At 59.8% G+C, this 20,023-nt stretch carries 17 protein-coding genes; 10 read left to right on the top strand and 7 right to left on the bottom strand.

The features are described from left to right. Positions 1-24 precede the first annotated feature (24 nt). Complete coding sequence (gene rlmG / locus AB3N39_RS18005; protein WP_133295174.1) at positions 25-1,161, top strand: 23S rRNA (guanine(1835)-N(2))-methyltransferase RlmG; 1,137 nt, start codon at positions 25-27, stop codon at positions 1,159-1,161. Positions 1,162-1,243: 82 nt separating this feature from the next. Here the strand turns inward: rlmG and AB3N39_RS18000 are convergent, their stop codons facing one another. The 3 genes from AB3N39_RS18000 to lsrR all read right to left on the bottom strand — a co-directional run bounded on the left by AB3N39_RS18000 (position 1,244) and on the right by lsrR (position 6,036). Continuing rightward, entirely contained in the window at positions 1,244-3,265 is a 2,022-nt protein-coding gene (locus AB3N39_RS18000; RefSeq protein ID WP_367896932.1) for an FAD-dependent oxidoreductase, read from the bottom strand. Positions 3,266-3,450: 185 nt separating this feature from the next. Continuing rightward, entirely contained in the window at positions 3,451-5,031 is a 1,581-nt protein-coding gene (gene lsrK, locus AB3N39_RS17995; RefSeq protein WP_248174992.1) for an autoinducer-2 kinase, read from the bottom strand. A gap of 33 nt (positions 5,032-5,064) precedes the next feature. Then, entirely contained in the window at positions 5,065-6,036 is a 972-nt protein-coding gene (lsrR, locus tag AB3N39_RS17990) for a transcriptional regulator LsrR (protein WP_008503156.1), read from the bottom strand. Between the two features lie 215 nt (positions 6,037-6,251). Between lsrR and lsrA the strand changes: the two genes are divergently transcribed. Genes lsrA through lsrG form a run of 6 tightly spaced genes read left to right on the top strand, consistent with a single transcriptional unit; the run spans position 6,252 to position 11,937 of the window. Continuing rightward, positions 6,252-7,739, top strand: a complete 1,488-nt coding sequence (lsrA, locus tag AB3N39_RS17985) for an autoinducer 2 ABC transporter ATP-binding protein LsrA (RefSeq protein ID WP_367897315.1) — start codon at positions 6,252-6,254, stop codon at positions 7,737-7,739. Next, positions 7,736-8,767, top strand: a complete 1,032-nt coding sequence (gene lsrC / locus AB3N39_RS17980; protein ID WP_367896931.1) for an autoinducer 2 ABC transporter permease LsrC — start codon at positions 7,736-7,738, stop codon at positions 8,765-8,767. Before lsrA ends, lsrC begins: the two co-directional genes overlap by 4 nt. Continuing rightward, positions 8,768-9,745, top strand: a complete 978-nt coding sequence (lsrD, locus tag AB3N39_RS17975) for an autoinducer 2 ABC transporter permease LsrD (RefSeq protein ID WP_133295170.1) — start codon at positions 8,768-8,770, stop codon at positions 9,743-9,745. Between the two features lies 1 nt (position 9,746). Beyond that, complete coding sequence (lsrB, locus tag AB3N39_RS17970) at positions 9,747-10,748, top strand: autoinducer 2 ABC transporter substrate-binding protein LsrB (protein ID WP_367896930.1); 1,002 nt, start codon at positions 9,747-9,749, stop codon at positions 10,746-10,748. 11 nt (positions 10,749-10,759) lie between these two features. Next, a complete protein-coding gene (gene lsrF / locus AB3N39_RS17965; RefSeq protein WP_044597613.1) occupies positions 10,760-11,647 on the top strand; it encodes a 3-hydroxy-5-phosphonooxypentane-2,4-dione thiolase in 888 nt (295 codons plus the stop codon). Beyond that, positions 11,644-11,937, top strand: coding sequence for a (4S)-4-hydroxy-5-phosphonooxypentane-2,3-dione isomerase (gene lsrG, locus AB3N39_RS17960; protein ID WP_111964924.1), 294 nt, complete (start codon positions 11,644-11,646; stop codon positions 11,935-11,937). The genes lsrF and lsrG overlap by 4 nt, the downstream gene beginning before the upstream one ends. A 54-nt stretch (positions 11,938-11,991) precedes the next feature. On the opposite strand, the gene AB3N39_RS17955 is transcribed toward lsrG, so the two are convergent. Together AB3N39_RS17955 and AB3N39_RS17950 are read right to left on the bottom strand one after the other, a co-directional pair. Beyond that, the gene (locus tag AB3N39_RS17955; RefSeq protein ID WP_367896929.1) at positions 11,992-12,840 is read right to left on the bottom strand and encodes a dihydrodipicolinate synthase family protein; all 849 of its coding nucleotides are present in this window, start codon (positions 12,838-12,840) and stop codon (positions 11,992-11,994) included. Between the two features lie 12 nt (positions 12,841-12,852). Further along, positions 12,853-13,539: a B3/4 domain-containing protein gene (locus AB3N39_RS17950; protein ID WP_367896928.1), complete on the bottom strand. Its 687-nt coding sequence runs from the start codon at positions 13,537-13,539 to the stop codon at positions 12,853-12,855. 42 nt (positions 13,540-13,581) lie between these two features. On the opposite strand from AB3N39_RS17950, the gene AB3N39_RS17945 reads away from it, so the two are divergent. Then, a complete protein-coding gene (locus tag AB3N39_RS17945; protein WP_367896927.1) occupies positions 13,582-14,184 on the top strand; it encodes a helix-turn-helix domain-containing protein in 603 nt (200 codons plus the stop codon). Positions 14,185-14,269: 85 nt separating this feature from the next. Here the strand turns inward: AB3N39_RS17945 and ygjG are convergent, their stop codons facing one another. Next, positions 14,270-15,649 (bottom strand): putrescine aminotransferase, encoded by a 1,380-nt coding sequence (ygjG, locus tag AB3N39_RS17940; RefSeq protein WP_168708009.1) that lies wholly within the window; start codon positions 15,647-15,649, stop codon positions 14,270-14,272. Positions 15,650-16,085: 436 nt separating this feature from the next. Here ygjG and AB3N39_RS17935 point away from each other — a divergent pair, with 436 nt between their 5' ends. Together AB3N39_RS17935 and AB3N39_RS17930 are read left to right on the top strand one after the other, a co-directional pair. Beyond that, positions 16,086-17,606 carry a methyl-accepting chemotaxis protein gene (locus AB3N39_RS17935; RefSeq protein WP_367896926.1) on the top strand — a complete coding sequence of 507 codons (1,521 nt, stop codon included), beginning with the start codon at positions 16,086-16,088 and terminating at the stop codon, positions 17,604-17,606. Positions 17,607-17,943: 337 nt separating this feature from the next. After that, complete coding sequence (locus AB3N39_RS17930) at positions 17,944-19,503, top strand: methyl-accepting chemotaxis protein (RefSeq protein ID WP_136195059.1); 1,560 nt, start codon at positions 17,944-17,946, stop codon at positions 19,501-19,503. On the opposite strand, the gene AB3N39_RS17925 is transcribed toward AB3N39_RS17930, so the two are convergent. Further along, positions 19,500-19,994, bottom strand: coding sequence for a PadR family transcriptional regulator (locus AB3N39_RS17925; RefSeq protein WP_136195060.1), 495 nt, complete (start codon positions 19,992-19,994; stop codon positions 19,500-19,502). The two genes, AB3N39_RS17930 and AB3N39_RS17925, sit on opposite strands and share 4 nt — an antisense overlap. Positions 19,995-20,023 lie beyond the last annotated feature (29 nt).

Genomic DNA, 20,023 nt, shown 5'->3' with positions numbered 1-20,023 from the left:
AAATTTTACCATTCAGGAGGGCCGATGAGCCACTTAGACAACGGTTTCCGTTCACTCAACCTTAAACGTTTCCCGGAAACGGACGACGTTAACCCGCTTCAGGCGTGGGAAGCGGCGGATGAATATCTGCTGCAACAGTTGGATGAGACTGAAATCCGCGGCCCGGTTTTGATCCTGAATGACGCCTTCGGCGCGCTGGGCTGCGCCCTGGCGGAGCACACGCCGTACAGCATCGGCGATTCCTACTTAAGCGAGCTGGCGACGCGTGAAAACCTGCGCCATAACGACATCGACGAGTCCAGCGTGAAGTTCCTCGACAGCACCGCGGACTACCCGCAGGCGCCGGGCGTGGTGCTGATCAAAGTGCCAAAAACTATGGCGCTGCTGGAGCAACAGCTTCGCGCGCTGCGTAAGGTCGTGACGCCAGAAACCCGTATCATCGCGGGTGCCAAAGCGCGCGATATTCACACCTCGACGCTGGAGCTGTTCGAGAAGGTCCTCGGCCCAACCACCACCACGCTGGCGTGGAAAAAAGCGCGCCTGATCAACTGCACCTTCAGCGCGCCGGAGCTGGCCGACGCGCCAGAGACCCTGAGCTGGAAGCTGGAAGGGACCGACTGGACCATCCACAACCACGCGAACGTCTTCTCCCGCACCGGTCTGGATATCGGCGCGCGCTTCTTTATGGAACATCTGCCGGAAAATCTGGAAGGAGAGATTGTCGACCTGGGCTGCGGCAACGGCGTGATTGGCCTGACGCTGCTGGCGAAGAACCCGGACGCCAGCGTGGTGTTCAGCGACGAATCGCCGATGGCGGTGGCCTCCAGCCGTCTGAACGTGGAAACCAACATGCCGGACGCGCTGGACCGCTGCGAGTTTATGATCAACAACGCGCTGTCCGGCGTAGAGCCGTTCCGCTTTAACGCCGTGTTCTGCAACCCGCCGTTCCACCAGAAGCACGCCCTGACGGATAACGTCGCGTGGGAGATGTTCCACCACGCGCGCCGCTGCCTGAAGATTAACGGCGAGCTGTACATCGTGGCCAACCGCCACCTGGATTACTTCCACAAGCTGAAGAAGATTTTCGGCAACTGCGTCACCATTGCGACGAACAATAAGTTCGTGGTGCTGAAGTCGGTGAAGCTGGGACGTCGTCGTTAAGATTGTTTTGCCTGGCGGCGCTTCGCTTGCACAGGCCTACGGTTTTGTAGGCCCGGTAAGCGCAGCGCCACCGGGCAATGCCCTAGATCGCCAGAGCTAATTTCGTCCCCTGCGCAATCGCGCGCCGCGCGTCCAGCTCCATCGCCACGTCGCACCCGCCAATCAGATGCACTGTTTTACCGGCCTCGCGCAGCGGATCGGCCAGATCGCGCTTTGGCTCCTGCCCGGCGCACAAAATGACATGATCCACGCGCAGCAGCTGCGGCTCGCCGCCGATCGTGACGTGCAGCCCCTCGTCGTCGATCTTGTGGTAGCTGACAGCCGGGATCATCTTCACCCCGCGTGAGAGCAGGGTGGCGCGGTGGATCCAGCCGGTCGTTTTGCCCAGCCCTTCACCCGGCTTGCTGGCCTTACGCTGCAGCATCACGATCTGGCGCGGGCTTTTCGGCAGCTGCGGCCCTTCCGGGCGCAGGCCACCGGACTGGCTGAGGCTGGTATCAATGCCCCATTCGACGCAAAACTCGGCAATGTTCTGGCTGGTCGCCTCGCCCGGCTGGCTCAAATACATGGCGGTATCAAAGCCGATCCCGCCGCAGCCGATAATCGCCACCTTCTCGCCAACCGGTACTTTGTCACGCAGCACGTCGAGATAGCTCAGCACTTTTGGATGATCGATACCCTCGATCGCAGGCGTGCGCGGTACGATCCCGCTCGCCAGAATCACCTCATCGAAATCAGTCAGATCCGCCGCGCTGACAAACTGGTTAAGCCGCAGCTCGACGCCCGTCAGCTCGATCATCCGGCGGTAGTAGCGCAGCGTTTCGTAGAACTCCTCTTTGCCGGGGATCTGTTTGGCGATATTAAACTGCCCGCCAATCTCCCCCAGCGCATCAAACAGCGTCACGCTGTGCCCGCGCGAGGCGGCATTGACCGCAAACGCCAGGCCCGCAGGCCCTGCGCCGACAACCGCCAGGCGTTTTTTCGCTGTCGCCGGGATCACCGGCATTTTGGTTTCGTGGCAGGCGCGCGGGTTGACGAGGCAGGAGGTCACTTTCCCGACGAAGATCTGATCCAGGCATGCCTGATTACAGCCGATGCAGGTGTTGATCTCATCCGCGCGGCCGCTTTGCGCTTTGGACAGCAGCTCGGCATCGGCCAGGAACGGGCGCGCCATCGACACCATGTCGGCATCGCCGCGCGAAATCACATCGTCCGCCACCTGCGGATCGTTAATGCGGTTGGTGGTGACCAGCGGAACAGACACTTTCCCTTTCAGCCTGCGCGTTACCCAGCTGAACGCCGCGCGCGGCACCGGCGTGGCGATGGTCGGAATGCGCGCCTCGTGCCAGCCAATCCCTGTGTTGATAATCGTCGCACCTGCGGCTTCAATCGCCTGCGCCAGCTGCACGGTTTCGTCAAACGTGCCGCCGCCCTCCACCAGGTCGAGCATCGACAGGCGGAAGATGATAATAAAATCCGCGCCCGCACGTTCGCGCACGGCGCGCACGACTTCTACAGCAAAGCGCATCCGGCGGGCATAGTCGCCGCCCCATTCGTCGTCGCGCTGGTTGGTGCGGGCCGCGAGGAACTCGTTAATCAGATAGCCTTCTGAGCCCATTACCTCCACGCCGTCGTAGCCCGCCTCACGCGCCAGCGCCGCGCAGCGGGCAAAGTCGTCGATCAGCGCCAGGATCTCGTCGTGGGTGAGGGCGTGAGGTTTAAAGCGGTTGATCGGCGCCTGAATGGCCGACGGTGCGACCAGGTTAGGCTGGTAGCTGTAGCGTCCGGTGTGCAGGATTTGCAGGGCGATTTTACCGCCCTCGCTGTGCACCGCGTCGGTCACAATGCGGTGGTGCGGGAGCTGCGACGCATCGTTCAGCACCGCGCCGCCCTCCATGCCGACGCCGGAAGGGGCAGGGGCTACACCGCCGGTGACAATCAGCGCCACCCCGTGGCGGGCGCGTTCGGCATAGAAGGCCGCCAGACGCTCGGCCCCGTCCGGATGCTCCTCCAGCCCGGTGTGCATCGAGCCCATCAACACGCGGTTTTTAAGGGTGGTAAACCCCAGATCGAGGGGGGCGAATAACGACGGGTAGCGGCACATAGTCTCTTCCAGTGTAAAATTATTGTTATGTGGTCGGATGAGTTACTAATTTAGCCAGCGGCAGCGGAAAGGTAAAAGCGGGATCGAATGATTGTGATAGATCTCAAAGAACTTCCCCAGTGGCGCTGCGCTTACCGGGGCTACAAAACCCCAGGACAGATAAGCGTAGCGCCATCCGGCGTTATTTACGGCGCCGCTGCCCGCACCAGCCCCGGAGCCTGCCACATCGACGTCGTCAGCCCGCTGTCCACCAGCCCGAGCTGGTCGGCGTACACCGCCTGCCATTTCTGCATCATGCCGTCGTACAGCTCCCGGTGTTGCGGGTTCGGTGTGAACTCGCGGCTCCACTTCACCAGCCGTTCGCCCGTCGAGGCCATATCGGCAAACAGCCCCGCGCCAGCACCTGCCGCAATCGCGCAGCCGAGCGCCGTCGCCTCTTTCACTTCCGGCACGCGCACCGGCAGGCCGGTGACGTCGCTTAAGATTTGGCTCCACAGGGCGCCTTTGGAACCGCCGCCCGCAAACACCAGGCTTTCAAACGTTACGCCGGAGAAGCGCGAAATCTGCGCCAGGTTGCAGGCCGAGACGATCGCCGCATTCTCCTCCAGGGCACGGAACAGCGTCGCTTTGTTGCATTTTTCCGGGTCGATGGAGAGGTTAATAAACGACGGCGCGGCGTGGTACCACTGCTTAAAATGCATCGCGTCGGAGAAGATCGGCATCACCCCGTGGGAACCCGCCGGCACGCGGCTCGCCATCTCTTCCAGCAGGGAGTAGGTGTCCATCCCCATCCGCTCGGCAATCAGCTTTTCCTCCGCGCAGAAGGCGTCGCGGAACCAGCGCATGGTCAGCCCGGTAAAGAAGCTGATCGACTCCGCCTGCGCCATGCCGGGAATGACGTGCGGGTTCACGCGGATGTTCATCTCAGGATCGGTGCGCACCTGCGGCAGGTTGACCACCTGCTGCCAGAAGGTACCGCCCAGCACCGCCGTTTGTCCGGCGCGAACCACGCCCAGCCCCAGACAGCCCAGCTGTACGTCGCCGCCGCCCATCACTACCGGCGTGCCTTCGCGCAGGCCGCTCTGCTGCGCGGCCTCTTTGGTAATCGCGCCCAGCACGGTACCGGTCTCTTTCACCGGGGAGAGGATATCGGCGCGCAGCCCGGCCATGTCGAGAAGCGCCGGACGCCAGTCGCGGGAAAACAGATCCAGCATGCCGGTGGTGCCCGCGTTAGACGGGTCGACCGCCAGCTCGCCGGAGAGCTTCGCCGCCAGCCAGTCGCTGATCATGGTGATGGTCGCGGCGTTGCGGTAAATATCCGGACGATGGTGCGCCAGCCACAGCAGGCGCGGCATGGCGCTCAGCGCCAGCGTCTGGCCGGATACCTCATACACTTCGGATTCAAAACGGTCATCGTGGATCTCTTTGAGTTCGGCCACTTCGCGGCTGGCGCGGGCGTCGACGTTGGCGCAGGCCCAGATGGCCTCGCCGTTGCGGTCATACAGCACGATCCCTTCGCGCATTGAACAGCAGGCGACGGACTGAATATCTGCCGCGGTCAGATTCGCGCGCGACAGCGCCTGATGAATGCACCGGCAGGCCAGCTGCCAGTTGGTCTCGAGGTCGAACTCCATCGACCCCGGCACGTTCTCAACGCTCAGGTGCTTCCACTCGGCCTGACCGACGGCAATCTGGTTGCCCTGTAAATCGAAAATAACGGCGCGAACGCTGCCTGTCCCTGCATCTAACGCTAAAAGGTAACTCATGAGCTTGCCTCGCTGTTAGCGCAGGGCGGGCTCTCATTTGGCCAGAGCCAGCACCGCGCGGGCTGTCGTCTCCTCCGTCACCAGGCCATTGATACGGCGACCCTTCAGTGCGGCATAAATCGCATCGGCTTTCTCTTCCCCTCCGGCCACGCCAACGATGGTGGGCAGCTGCGCCAGCTCATCAAGCGAGACGCCGAGTAATTCTTTATGGATCTCCAGCTCCTCAACGCATTCGCCTTCGGCATTGAGGAAATAGCCGAGAATGTCGCCGACCGCGCCTTTGCGGGCATACATCAGCTGTTCACCTTCGCTGATATAGCCGGAGCGCAGTATCGTAGCGTCGCGGCGCTGGTTCACCGAACCAATGCCAACCACCGCGACGTCGGCGGCGGTAGCGGCGAGGATCACGTCCCGCACGCTGGTTTCGCGTTTTAAGATCCCAGCGACTTCAGCGGATGACACGCGAAGCGGGGCGGGGATCATGCTGACGCTGCAGGCCGCGTCCAGCTGGCCGATACCGGTCATATATGGCCCGACGCCGCCGGAGAGCGTCACGAGGCGGATCTGCTGCGAGCTGATAAAGCCGCTCAGGTGCTGCAGGCTGCTCATGGTGGTTTCACCGAACCCCACCGCCAGCAGCTGGCCGGGTTCCAGCACGCCCATCAGCGACTGCGCCGCGCCAATGCCTAACCGCACGTTCATCGGCGGCGTATTCAGGGCGGGCATCACGCGCACCAGCTTCAGGCCAAAGCGCTGCTGTAGCTCGGTTTCCAGCGACAGGCAGCCCTCGTAGCGGGAGTTAATCTGCACGCGGATCACCCCTGACTGACGGCCTTTTTCCAGCAGGCGAGAAATCTTCAAACGCGGCAGCCCGAGCCGCTCGCCGATATCGTTCTGGGTCAGCCCGTCGTGGTAGTAGCACCAGGCTACGCGCGCCACCAGCTCCTCTTCCGCCAGCGCCAGCCCGGCAAACCGTCCTTCTTCCGCAGTACGTTTATCGCTCATAGTTGAACTCTTATAAAAATTTAGATCATATGTTCGTGATGACGCGGAGGGAAAGTGTGAGCCACGCGACAAAACGGATCATTTCGATCGTTTCTGGTTTATCTGAATCTCAATCGATAAAACTGTGATCCCTGCACGGTTGTAAATATAGTTCACCGTCTACGCTTTTGAACATTATTGAATCTAAAAATCATTTGTTCAATAGCGGAGCGATGATGACCTCACTTCTCGACGCGAAGAATATCAGCAAGCAGTTCTCAGGCGTGCCGGTTCTGAAAGGCATTGATTTCACGCTGCTTGTGGGCCAGGTGCATGCGCTGATGGGCGGAAACGGCGCGGGAAAATCGACGCTGATGAAGATCATCGCCGGGGTCGAGACGCCGGACAGCGGTGAACTTTCCGTCGAGGGGCAGTCATATGCGCGGCTGACGCCCGTGCAGGCGCACAGGCTCGGCATTTACCTGGTGCCGCAGGAGCCGCTGCTGTTCCCCAACCTTACGGTGCGGGAAAACATCCTGTTCCGCCTGCCGCGCGAACGCGATCGGGAAAAGCGGCTGGAGGAGAAGCTTGAGCAACTGCAGTGCAAGTTCAACCTCGACGCCGCCGCCAGCACCCTGGAAGTGGCGGATCAGCAGATGGTGGAGATCCTGCGCGGATTAATGCGCAACGCCAGGATCCTGATCCTCGACGAGCCCACGGCCTCCCTCACGCCGGGCGAAACCGAACGGCTGTTCCGCCAGATCCGCGCCCTGCAGGCACTCGGCGTCGGGATCGTGTTTATCTCCCATAAGCTGCCGGAAATTCGCATGCTGTCGAGCCACGTCTCGGTGATGCGCGACGGCGCGGTGGTGCTGAGCGGCGAAACCGCGCAGTTTGACGATAGCGCACTGATCGCCGCCATGACGCCGGTGAGCCGCGAGAAATCCCTGAGCGATACGCAAAAGCTGTGGCTGGCACTGCCGGGCAACCGCCGCACCCAGCCGCAGGATTTTCCGGTGCTGCGAGTAGAGGACCTGACCGGAGAAGGGTTTATCGATCTGAGCCTTGAGATCTACGCCGGGGAGATCGTCGGCCTGGCCGGGCTGGTCGGATCCGGGCGCACCGAATTTGCCGAAACCCTTTATGGCCTGCGGCCGGTGCGCGGGGGCCGCATCTGGCTGGAAAATCAGGAGATCGCCGGCGATCCGGTAAGTTCACGCCTGGAAAAAGGGCTAGTCTACCTGCCGGAAGACAGGCAGGTGTCCGGCCTGTTCCTCGACGCGCCGATCCGCTGGAACACCGTGGCGCTGAACGAGCCGTCGCTCTGGCAGCAGCGGAAAAGAGAGTCCGCGGTGGTGGAGCGCTATCACCGAGCGCTGGGGATCAAGCTCAACCATGCGGATCAAACCGTGCGCACGCTCTCCGGCGGCAACCAGCAGAAGGTGCTGCTTGCACGCTGTCTGGAAGCCAACCCGTTATTGCTGATCGTCGACGAGCCGACGCGCGGCGTGGACGTCTCGGCGCGCGCCGATATCTACCAGCTTATCAAAAGCGTGGCGGCGCAGAACGTGGCGGTGCTGATGATCTCAAGCGATCTCGATGAGTTTCCGGGCCTCGCGGACCGGGTGCTGGTGATGCACCAGGGCGTGCTCAGCGGCGAACTGCCGCGCCACGCCGTCAGCCTCGACAGGATGATGGCGCTGGCGTTCGGAGGGCAATCATGAAGACCTTACTGAAAAACCGCGAGCTGAGCGCGTTTCTCGCCATTCTGGCGCTGTTCGCCGTGCTGGTGGCGCTGAATCCCTCTTACTTCAGCCTGCAGACGCTGGGGATGATCTTCGCCAGCTCGCAGATCCTGATCCTGCTGGCCATCGGCGCGGCGCTGGTAATGCTGACCCGCAATATCGACGTGTCCGTCGGTTCAACGGTCGGGCTGTCCGCCATCGCCGTCGGCGTGGCGCTGAACGGCGGCTACAGCCTGCCCGTTTCCATTCTCTTCGCACTGTCGATCGGGGCGCTGGCCGGGGCGTTCAACGGTTTTCTGGTGGTGGGGCTGCGCATTCCGGCGATTGTCGCGACCCTCGGCACGCTGGGGCTGTACCGCGGGGCGATGCTGCTCTGGACGGGCGGAAAGTGGATTGAAGGGCTGCCGCCGGGGTTGAAATCCCTCTCTGAGCCTGCCGCTGTCGGCGTGTCGCCCCTTGGCATGGTGGTGTTGACCATCGCGGCCACAGGCGCGTGGACGCTGTCGCGCACCGCGTTCGGGCGTGATTTCTACGCGGTGGGGGATAACCTTGCCGCCGCGCGCCAGCTGGGCGTGGCGGTGAACCGCACCCGTATGATCGCCTTCACCCTCAACGGCATGCTGGCGGCCTGCGCCGGGATCGTCTTTGCCGCGCAGATTGGCTTTGTGCCCAACCAGACCGGCAGCGGGCTGGAGATGAAGGCCATCGCCGCCTGCGTGCTCGGTGGCATTTCACTGCTGGGCGGCACGGGCACGCTGATCGGCGCGTTGCTCGGTGCGTTCTTCCTGACGCAAATCGACACCGTGCTGGTGCTGTTCAGGCTTCCTGCCTGGTGGAACGACTTTATCGCCGGGCTGGTGCTGCTGGGCGTGCTGGTGCTCGACGGGCGTCTGCGCCAGGCGCTGGCGCGGCATCAGCGGGCGCTGAAGTACGGTCGTTTCCAGCCGGGTAACAAAGGGGGAAAGCACGTCACCCCCTTTCCCAAACGTAAAAAAGAGGTGGCGTAAATGAGGCTTAACTGGGAAAGCGCGCTGCTGATTTTGCTGGTGCTGGAGATCCTGCTCTTTGGCGCCATCAACCCGCGCATGCTCGATATCAACATGCTGCTGTTCAGCACCAGCGACTTCATCTGCATCGGCATTGTGGCGCTGCCGCTTACGCTGGTGATCGTCAGCGGTGGGATCGACATCTCCCTCGGCTCGACCATCGGCCTGTGCGCGATTGCGTTGGGGGTGATGATGCAGGCGGGCTGGCCGATGGCGGTCGCCGTTCCGCTGACGCTGCTGCTCGGCCTGCTGTGCGGGCTGGTGAATGCGGCGCTGATCCACTACACCGGCATCAGCCCTTTGGTTATCACCCTCGGCACGCTCTACCTCTACGGTGGCGGCGCGCTGCTGCTCTCCGGCATGGCGGGGGCCACGGGCTACGAGGGCATCGGCGGCTTCCCGGACGGCTTTACCGCCTTCGCTAACCTCACGGTGTTGGGCCTGCCGATCCCATTGGTCTTGTTCGCGGTAATCACCGTCTTCTTCTGGCTCATTACCCACCGCGGGCGCTTTGGCCGTCATCTGTTCCTGATTGGCCAAAATCCGCGTGCGGCACGCTATGCGGCGCTGTCGGTGAACGGCATGCCCTACGCGCTGTACGGCCTGGTGGGCGTTGCCTCCGCGATTGCCGCGCTGGTCATGGTCTCCTATTTCGGCTCCGCGCGTTCGGATCTGGGGCGCGATTTACTGATGCCTGCGCTCACCGCCGCCGTGCTCGGCGGAGCCAATATCTACGGAGGTTCAGGTTCGGTTGTCGGTACGGCGCTGGCGGCGCTGCTGGTGGGGTATCTCCAGCAGGGTTTACAGATGGTCGGTATCCCCAATCAGGTGTCGAGCGCGCTGTCAGGGGCGCTGCTGGTTGTGGTGGTGATGGGACGTTCGCTGAGTCTGCACCGCGAATGGGTGCGATCTCTCTTTAGAAAACTATCCGGAGCGTAAGATGAAAACAAAACTGCTCGTCCTGGCAATGACCCTCAGCTTCGCTTCGGCGCAGGCGGCGGACCGCATTGCCTTTATCCCGAAGCTGGTGGGCGTTGGCTTCTTCACCAGCGGCGGCAACGGCGCGAAAGAGGCGGGGAAAGATCTTGGCGTGGACGTGACCTACGACGGCCCGACCGAGCCGAGCGTCTCCGGCCAGGTGCAGCTCATCAATAACTTCGTCAACCAGGGCTATAACGCCATTATCGTCTCCGCCGTGTCGCCGGACGGGCTGTGTCCGGCGCTTAAGCGCGCGATGCAGCGCGGCGTCAAGGTCCTGACCTGGGATTCCGACACCAGGCCGGAGTGCCGCAGCATCTACATCAACCAGGGGACGCCGGAACAGCTGGGCGGCCTGCTGGTGGAGATGGCGGGCAAGCAGGTCACCAAACCGAATGCCAAAGTGGCGTTCTTCTACTCAAGCCCCACCGTCACCGACCAGAACCAGTGGGTGAAAGAGGCGAAGGCCAAAATCGAGAAAGATCACCCCCAGTGGCAGATCGTAACGACCCAGTTTGGCTATAACGACGCCACCAAATCATTGCAAACCGCCGAAGGGATCTTAAAAGCCTACCCGGATCTGGATGCGATTATCGCCCCGGACGCCAACGCGCTGCCGGCCGCGGCGCAGGCGGCGGAAAACCTGAAGCGGGAAGGGGTGGCGATTGTCGGCTTCAGCACGCCGAACGTGATGCGCCCGTACGTTGAGCGCGGCACGGTGAAGGCCTTCGGCCTGTGGGACGTGGTGCAACAGGGCAAAATTGCGGTCAATGTCGCCGATCGTTTGCTTAAAAAAGGCGATCTTAACGTCGGCGACAGCGTGGACGTAAAAAACATCGGGGCGCTGAAGGTCGAGCCGAACAGCGTGCAGGGCTACCAGTATGAGGCGAAGGGCAACGGCATCGTGCTGCTGCCGGAGCGGGTGGTGTTCACCAAAGAGAACATCAGCAAATACGATTTCTGACGGGGGAGCAAATGGCTGATTTAGACGACATCAAAGACGGTAAGGATTTTGGCATCGGCACGCCGCAGCAGAATGTGCCGTTCACGCTGAAGGGCTGCGGCTCGCTGGACTGGGGCATGCAGTCCCGCCTGGCACGCATCTTCAACCCGCAGAGCAACCGTACGGTGATGCTGGCCTTTGACCACGGCTACTTTCAGGGGCCGACCACCGGCCTTGAGCGTATCGATCTCTCCATTGCGCCGCTGTTTGGTGAAACTGACGTGCTGATGTGTACCCGCGGCATCCTCAGGAGCCAGGTACCCGCCGCGACGAACAAACCGGTGGTGCTGCGCGCCTCCGGCGGTAACTCGATTCTGGGGGAACTGTCCAACGAGTGCGTGGCGGTGGCGATGGAAGATGCCCTGCGCCTGAACGTCTGCGCGGTGGCGGCGCAGGTGTACATCGGCAGCGAGTTTGAGCACCAGTCGATCAACAACATCATCAAGCTTGTCGATGCAGGGGCGCGCTACGGCATGCCGACGCTGGCGGTGACGGGCGTCGGCAAAGAGATGGCGCGCGACGCGCGCTATTTCTCGCTGGCCAGCCGCATCGCCGCCGAAATGGGGGCGCAGTTCGTCAAAACCTACTACGTGGATGAGGGTTTTGAAAAAGTGACCGCCAGCTGCCCGGTGCCGATCGTTATCGCAGGGGGCAAAAAGCTGCCGGAGCACGAGGCGCTGGAGATGTGCTGGCGCGCGATAGACCAGGGCGCGTCCGGCGTGGACATGGGGCGCAACATCTTCCAGTCCAGCGCGCCGCTCGCCATGCTCAAGGCGGTGAAAAAAGTGGTTCACGAGAGCTGGAATGCCCGCGATGCGTTCCAGTTCTGGCAGGAAGAGAAACAGGGAGAAGCAAAATGAACGTAACGCTGGTAGAGATCAACATTAAGCCCGAGCGGGTAGACGAGTTTCTGGAAGTGTTTCGCGCCAACCACGAGGGCGCAATCCAGGAGCCGGGGAACCTGCGTTTTGACGTATTGCAGGACCCGAGGGTAAAAACCCGGTTCTTTATCTACGAAGCCTATAAAGACGAAGAGGCGGTGCTGGCGCATAAGCAAACCCCGCACTATCTGGCGTGCGTGGAGAAGCTTGAGGAGCTGATGTCGGAGCCGCGTAAAAAGCGCAGCTTTGTTGGGTTGTTGCCGGAGTAACAGGCGTTATAAAAGTGTTGTAGGCCGGGTAAGCGCAGCGCCACCCGGCATTTTTCAAACCAGCTCCAGATGGGCAAGTAATCTCGCGAGCGCTTCACGCGGCTCACCCTGAACCGCCTGCAACGGGAACGGCAACGCAGGTGCAGCCACTTTTCCCATCATCTCTGCCGCCGCCGCGATAACCCGTAAGCTGCCGTAGTGACGGAACAATTCCCACAGTGGCTCTAACCGCTCGGATTGGGCAGTCTCTTTCGAACGGGCAATCGCCAGCGCTGTTTGCGGTAACAATCCGCCGAGCACCGAGTACCAGACGTCAAACCCGGCCTGCAGGGCAGAGGCCGCTCGCCAGTCGCCGGCGATGCCCAGCGTGACTGTCTCAGGAAGACGGGCGCGTACCTGCGACAGGTCTTCCGGCACGCGACCAAGCTTAATGGATCCCACATTCGGCAGGGCCGCGACGGAAAATAACAATTCATCGCTAAACGCAAACCCGGTGGTGGCCGGATTATCGTAAATGCACAACGGTATGGAGAGCTGGCGGGTCACCGTTTCATAGAGATTAAACACTTCGTCTTCCGTTAATCGCTGGTAGGACACGGGGGCCATCAGCACGCCGGAGACACCTGCCGCCTGCGCGTCGTCAGCCAGACGCAGTATATCGTCCAGCCGGAGTGCGCCAATGCTGACGATGACCGGAATATCATCAGCATGCGCCACCGCGCAGCGTGCGATCCGACCCCGCTCTTCTACGGTCAGATAGGCATAGCTTCCCGTTGAGCCGAGAATGCCCAGAGAATCCACGCCAGCGTCGACCACGGGGCGCAGAAGATTGATGAAGGATTGCTCGTCAAACGTCCCCCCTTTCAGGGGCGTTAACGGAAAAGCGCTTAACCCGTAAAACATCGTGTTGTCCTCTTACAGCGTCAGCATCTGCACCTGAGCCGTGGCCCCCGGCATCAGCCGCTGCAGGTTGTTGACCAGCTCCTCTCCCGCCTCTTCCAGCGCCGCAAGCGGCATCGACGGCAGGCTTTCAAGAATAAACCACATGGATTGCGCCTGGCTATCGAGGCGCGTCCGTATCCCCTGGCGCCAGTTCCAGCGGCGGCAGGTGACGCCAGTATCGTCGCGCCAGATAACCTCGCCCGGTTCCGGATGTTCCACCACCGGCTGTCCCTCTTTGAAGGTATCAAATGGTTCGCTGCCTTCGGCCAGCGTCAGACGCGGCGCGCCCGAGTAAGCCGCGAGATTTTCTCCGCCAACCGGAATGGCGTAGCGAATACTCACTGCGTTATAGATATCCACCACCGGATCCAGCGGCGGCAGCGAACCATCTTTCAGGACCCGCTTACGCAGGGCGGATGCCGAGCAGGGCGTGCGTTTCGGTTTCGCGCCGAAGGCCTTAAACACTTCATCCCAGGCTGAAAGGTGTGCATCAGCCCAGGGCACCTCATCATTAAGCATCTGCTGGCAGGCCAGCGCCAGCGCGGCAGCCGCCACCTCCGGGTGGGTAATTGGCGCAGCTTCAACCAGAATGCTCAGCGCCCGAAAGCCTGGGGCAATCCCGGCAAGACGTGAGTCTATTGACGGCGTAACGAGAGACATAAATAATCCTGTATTGACTGTTTTATACCATGGTAGTGACCAATGACTGATAAAGTCAATATAATGACTGCGCACGGGGCCGATGTTGCCCAGGTAAGCCTGGCCGTCGCGAACCGCATACGCAACTGGCGCAAAGAGAAAAAGCTGTCTCTTGACGAGCTGTCCCGCCGCGCAAGCGTCAGTAAAGGCATGCTGGTAGAGATCGAAAAGGGCGCAGCCAACCCCAGTATCGCCATCTTGTGCAAACTGGCTGCCGCGCTCGGTATTTCAGTGGCGGATATCGTTAACGTCTCCAGCGAGCCGCTGGTGCATGTTATCGAAGAAGAGACTATTCCGGTGCTGTGGCAGGGCGCACAGGGTGGACGCGCCAGACTGCTGGCGGGAACGGCAGGCCCGGATATGATTGAGTTATGGCAATGGGAGATGCAGCCGGGAGAGCGTTTTACCTCTCCGGGGCACCCGGCGGGAACCTTTGAGCTGCTGCACGTGAACGAAGGCGTTTTAACGCTGACGGTGGATGAGACGGTGACCCAGGTTCACGCTGGCGCATCGGCTGTGGCGAAAACGGAAGCGGCGCACGGCTACGCCAATGAGGGCGATACCGTGCTTCGCTTCACCATGACGGTGGCGGAATTTCACCGGTAAAAAGCAGCCCGGTGGCGCTACGCCTACCGGGCCTGCATATGTACTATTTTGTAGGCCGGGTAGGCGTAGCGCCACCCGGCGTTGATTACGCCTCTTCCACGCTCACCCGCAGCGCTGCCAGCGCTTTACGCGCCGCTTTCAGCACCTGCTCGCACTGCTCAATCGTCAGCGTCAGCGGCGGTTCAATGCGGATAGTCTTCGAGTTGTTGAGCGTGCCGGCCACCAGCACTCGCTGGCGGAACATCTCGCTCGCAAAGCTGTAGCCGATTTCGTTGTCGACAAACTCAATTGCCATCAGCATCCCTTTACCACGCGCATCCTGCACCAGATCCGGATACTCCCGGCCTAGCTGACGGAAGCCGTCCAGCAGCATGTCGCCTTTCTGCTCCGCCTGCGCGGGCAGGTTTTGCTCCAGCAGCACGTTGATGGTCGCCAGCGCCGCTGCACAGGCCAGCGGGTTACCGCCAAAGGTGGTGGTATGCAGGAACGGGTTGTCGAACAGCACCGAGAACACCTCTTCAGTAGCCACAGTCGCGCCAATCGGCATCACGCCGCCGCCGAGCGCCTTCGCCAGGCACAGGATGTCCGGCTGCACGTTCTCGTGCTCGCAGGCAAACATTTTGCCGGTGCGCCCCATCCCGGTCTGGACTTCGTCGAGGATCAGCAGCGCGCCAAACTCATCGCACAGCTGACGCACGGCAGGCAGATAGCCCTGCGGAGGGAGGATCACGCCGCCTTCACCCTGAATCGGCTCCAGGATCACCGCCGCCACGTCATCGCCGGTTTTACGGCATTCACTCAGCACGGTGCGCATGGCGTTAATGTCGCCGAACGGCACGTGGCGGAAGCCCGGCAGCAGCGGCATAAACGGTTTGCGGAAGGTGGATTTGGCGGTAGCGGACAGTGCGCCCAGGGATTTACCGTGGAACGCGCCGCTGGTGGCGATAAAGGTGAATTTCCCGCGCGGCGACTGGTACGCTTTGGCGAGCTTTATCGCCGCTTCGACCGATTCCGTGCCGCTGTTGCTAAAGAAGCTGTATTTCAGTTTGCCGGGCGTTAAGGCCGCCAGCGTTTTCGCGAGCATGGCGCGAAGCGGGTCGAGCAGTTCCTGGCTATGGAGAGGTTGTTTCGCAAGTTGATTCTGTACGGCGGAAACCACAACTGGATTACGGTGCCCCACGTTGAAGATACCAAAACCACCAAGGCAATCGATAAACTCCTGTCCCTGGGTGTCGACAAGCGTGTTAAGACTCCCCGCTTGCCACTCTACGGCTCCGTAATCCCCGCCGGCGGTAACAGATTTGCGATACTCCAGAAACCCTGGATTGACGTGCTCTTTAAAGTAATCGATGACCTCTCGGTTAAGTTGTTTCATCTCCTCATGATCGAGCGTTCGCTTCTCAATGAGATTCAGTGCGTGCGCGGTACAGGCAAGAGCCGAGGCGCTGGAAGGTAACCTGTTCAAAATGTGCTCCCGGGGATCGCGTATCACATGATACTGGTTTAAGTATTGCAGGGATTACGCCACTTCAGATGCCTTAACGAAAATCGGGATAAACGCCAGGTTAAAATAATGTTGCACAATATTTAATCATGCCGAAGCAACCGAAACGGGATTTAGCGGTACAGGACAGATAAGGATAAATGGGGGCGAAAAAGCGCAACTGCACTAAAGAAGTGCATTCGGTGCAACTTAAGTGGGCGTTAACTGGTCATGCTTTATAGGTAATTTCTTTGCGAAAGTATTTGAAATCAATGAATTATAAATTCGTACAAAAAGTATGGTTTAAGTGAAATCTGCGATCTTCATCAAGTTTAACAACTAAAGATAAATTGTTTACCGCCGAAAAAACATTGACCCACAAAATTAACATTCAAATAACCTGCAAGGGATGCCCACGATGTCCTCTCCAACCTATGTCACCCAGAATGAATATCCTCTGGACGATGACACCACCTTAATGTCTACCACAGACGTCCACAGCTACATCACTCACGCCAACGACACTTTTGTGCAGGTGAGCGGCTACCAGCTTGATGAGCTGACGGGCCAGCCGCACAACCTGGTACGCCACCCCGACATGCCAAAAGCCGCGTTTGCCGATATGTGGTACACGCTGCAGCAGGGCGAACCGTGGAGTGGGATTGTCAAAAACAGGCGCAAAAACGGCGATCACTACTGGGTGCGTGCTAACGCAGTGCCGATGGTGCGCCACGGGCAGGTCACGGGCTATATGTCCATTCGCACCAAAGCCACGGCGGAAGAAATTGCCACCGTGGAACCGCTCTACCGGGCGCTCAACGACGGGAGCTGTAAGAAACGTGTGCACAAGGGGCTGGTGGTTGGAAAAGGCTGGCTGGGCAAACTGCCTGCCATGCCGCTGCGCTGGCGCGTGCGCAGCGTGATGGCGGTGCTCTTTGCCCTACTCGCCTCCACCCTGGCGGCGACCTCCGCCGGGTGGATGCCGCTCGTTGCTGCTGCGGTGGTGATGCTGCTGGGGACGCTGCTCTTTGAGCAACAGATTGTCCGCCCGGTAGAGAATGTGGCTCGACAGGCGCTGAAGGTCGCAACCGGTGAGCGCAACAGCGTGCAGCATCTGAACCGCAGCGACGAGCTGGGGCTGACGCTGCGCGCGGTAGGGCAGCTTGGCCTGATGTGCCGCTGGTTGATTAATGACGTGTCGAGCCAGGTGGTTAGCGTCCGTGACGGCAGCGACAGGCTGGCGCAGGGAAATGAAGATTTGAACGATCGGACCCGTCAGACCGTGGCGAACGTGCAGCAGACCGTCGCGACAATGAACCAGATGGCCGTGTCCGTTCAGAGTAACTCCGAAACCGCCGCCGAGGTGGACAAACTCTCCGTGGCCGCGAGCAGCGCGGCGACAAAAGGAGGCAATGCGATGCAGACCGTCGTTAAAACGATGGATGATATTGCCGACAGCACGCAGCGAATTGGCTCAATTACCTCCCTGATTAACGACATCGCTTTCCAGACCAATATTCTGGCGCTGAACGCGGCGGTTGAAGCGGCTAGGGCAGGCGAGCAGGGCAAAGGTTTTGCCGTGGTCGCGGGCGAAGTCCGCCATCTCGCCAGCCGCAGCGCCAGTGCCGCGAATGATATTCGTAAACTCATTGATGCCAGTGCCAGCAAGGTGCAGTCCGGCTCTGAGCAGGTGCATGCCGCAGGCCGTACTATGGATGATATTGTTGTACAGGTGAAAAACGTGACGCAGCTTATCGCCCAGATCAGCCACGCGACCTCCGAGCAGGCAACCGGACTCTCTGAGCTGACCCGCGCGGTGGCTGAACTCGACAGCATTACGCAGAAAAACGCCGACCTGGTCGAGGAGAGCGCACACATTTCTGCGATGGTGAAGCATCGCGCCGGACGTCTCAAGGATGCGGTGACTGTGCTTCATTGAGCCAGTAATGTTCCAAAAAAAGCCGTTTATTTCGTAAGGAATAAACGGCTTTTTATTTTCTGTTTGTGACTATTAATGTATTTTATTGTTAATCTAATATTAAATAACTAAAGAAAGTACCTCAGTTATTTATCCCTGCCTAAGTCAATTATCCAGAAGGCTATTTTGAAAAATGCCTCTCTGGTGGTCTGGTAACGATCAATGGGGCAATATTAATAGCCTCTACCTATCCATTATGTGGGTTATGAAATAAAAAAACGATCAAACTCATAAAGTTAGCGAAATCGTTACCGATAACAGCGATCGTCTGAGAAATAATCACATCGATGGAGAAAATATGTTCTTACATGACGTAAAGATCGGCACGAAATTATTTCTGGCGTTTGGGTTCTTTATTGTCCTGATGGCGATAAGCGCGAGCCTGTCTCTGCTGAGTCTGAACCGGGCTAATAACGGGATGCAATCCATTATTACCAGTGATTATCCGACCACGGTAAAAGCGAACCAGTTAATTGATAACTTCCAGGAATTTATTAGCACTCAACAGCTGATGCTGCTGGACGAGCAGGGCACCTACACTGGGCAATCTCAGCAGCGCCTGAAAGAGATCAGCGAGCATATCACGGTGATCCTGGGAGAGCTGAACACCGCGTTGCAGGATCAAAAGTCTCAGCAGGTGCTGGCGGAGATCCGCAGCGTGCGCCAGCAGTATCTGGACTCGCGCTACCGCATTTTGCAGGCGGTGCAGAACAACAATCGTGCGGGCGCTATTCAGGAGATGATGACCACCACCCTCGCCGTGCAGCAGGCTTATAAAGCGAAGGTGAAGGAGCTGATTACCATTCAAAACAGCGAGATGCAGAGCGCTGGCGCGCAGGTGGAAGGGGATTTCCGGTCTAACCGCCTGCTGTTGATCCTGCTCACGCTCTTTAGCGTCGGGGCAGGCAGCCTGATCGGCTGGTTTATCGTGCGCGCTATTACTCGTCCGCTCGGCGAGGCGGTGCATTTTGCAAAAGCCATTTCTGAGGGCGACCTCACGGGCAGCATCACGCCACACGGTAAAGACGAAACGGGTCTGCTGCTGCACGCGCTGATGGAGATGAAAACGCGACTACTGGACATTGTGCAGCAGGTGCAAACCGGCTCGGAGAATATCTCCAGCGCAGCCGCGCAGATTGTCGCCGGGAATCAGGATCTGGCCGCGCGCACGGAAGAGCAGGCCAGCTCCGTTGAACAGACCGCCGCCTCGATGGAGCAGATCACCGCGACGGTGAAAAATACCGCCTCGCATACCGGGGAAGCGACCAACCTCTCGGCTGATGCCGCCACGGTGGTCAAAAACAACGGTGAGATGATGAAGCAGGTGACCAGCAAAATGCGCCTGATTAACGAGACGTCCAACCGGATGTCCGACATTATCGACCTGATCGACGCCATTGCGTTCCAGACCAACATTCTGGCGCTGAACGCGGCGGTGGAAGCGGCGCGCGCCGGCGAGCACGGTCGCGGTTTTGCGGTGGTGGCCGGTGAAGTGCGTCAGCTTGCCCAGAAGAGCGCGTCGTCTGCCAGCGAAATCCGCGAGCTGATTGAGAGCTCTACCAGCCAGACCCAGGACGGGATGAACCTGGTTGAAAAAGCGAGTGCGTTGATCAACGGGATGGTCGGCAACGTAGAAGAGATGGACGTGATTCTGAGGGAAATCCGCCAGGCTAGCCACGAGCAGACGGAAGGTATCTCGCAGATTAACAGCGCGATTGGCCTGATTGATGCCACCACCCAGCAGAACTCCGCGCTGGTGGAGGAGTCCGTCGCGGCGGCAGCATCGCTTAATGAACAGGCGATGCACCTGAAAGAGCTGGTACGCGTCTTCCGCGTGAGCGAGCACGCACCGGCTTAATCCAGCTGGGAGATCTCCAGCGCCGCGCGGTCGATTACGCCGATAATCTGCTTGAGCTGCGCGTCGCTGAGCTCTCCCTGATTCACCTTCAGGTCTAACACCGCTTTGAAGTTATCCAGCGCCCGCTTCATCTGCGGGTTTTTGCGTAGCTGAAAACCGACAGAACGCGCTTTGATACGCACCTGGATCTGTTCCAGCTGTTCCCGGTTTTCGTCCAGCCAGCGTTGTCCTTCAGCGGTAATCGCAATCTTCTTGCGACCGTTCTCTTCTTCCGTAATGGTGATAAACGTCTGATCCTGAAGATAATCCAGGGTTGGATAGATGACCCCTGGGCTCGGGGTGTAATTCCCTTGGGTCAGGTTCTCGATCTCTTTGATCAGCTCGTAGCCGTGGCTCGCGCTACGGGTCAGGATATCCAGAATCACCAGCCGCAGATCGCCGTGGCCGAAAAAGCGCGGCCGCCGCCCGCCGCCCTCATGTTCGTGTCGCATAGTATGCCCTTCATTTTGATATATCTAAA

The organism is Enterobacter vonholyi (assembly GCF_040834095.1).
GTDB classification, from domain to species: Bacteria; Pseudomonadota; Gammaproteobacteria; order Enterobacterales; family Enterobacteriaceae; genus Enterobacter; species Enterobacter vonholyi.
Note: the sequence above shows the minus strand (reverse complement) of the source record. Positions and strands in the feature narration are given on the sequence as shown.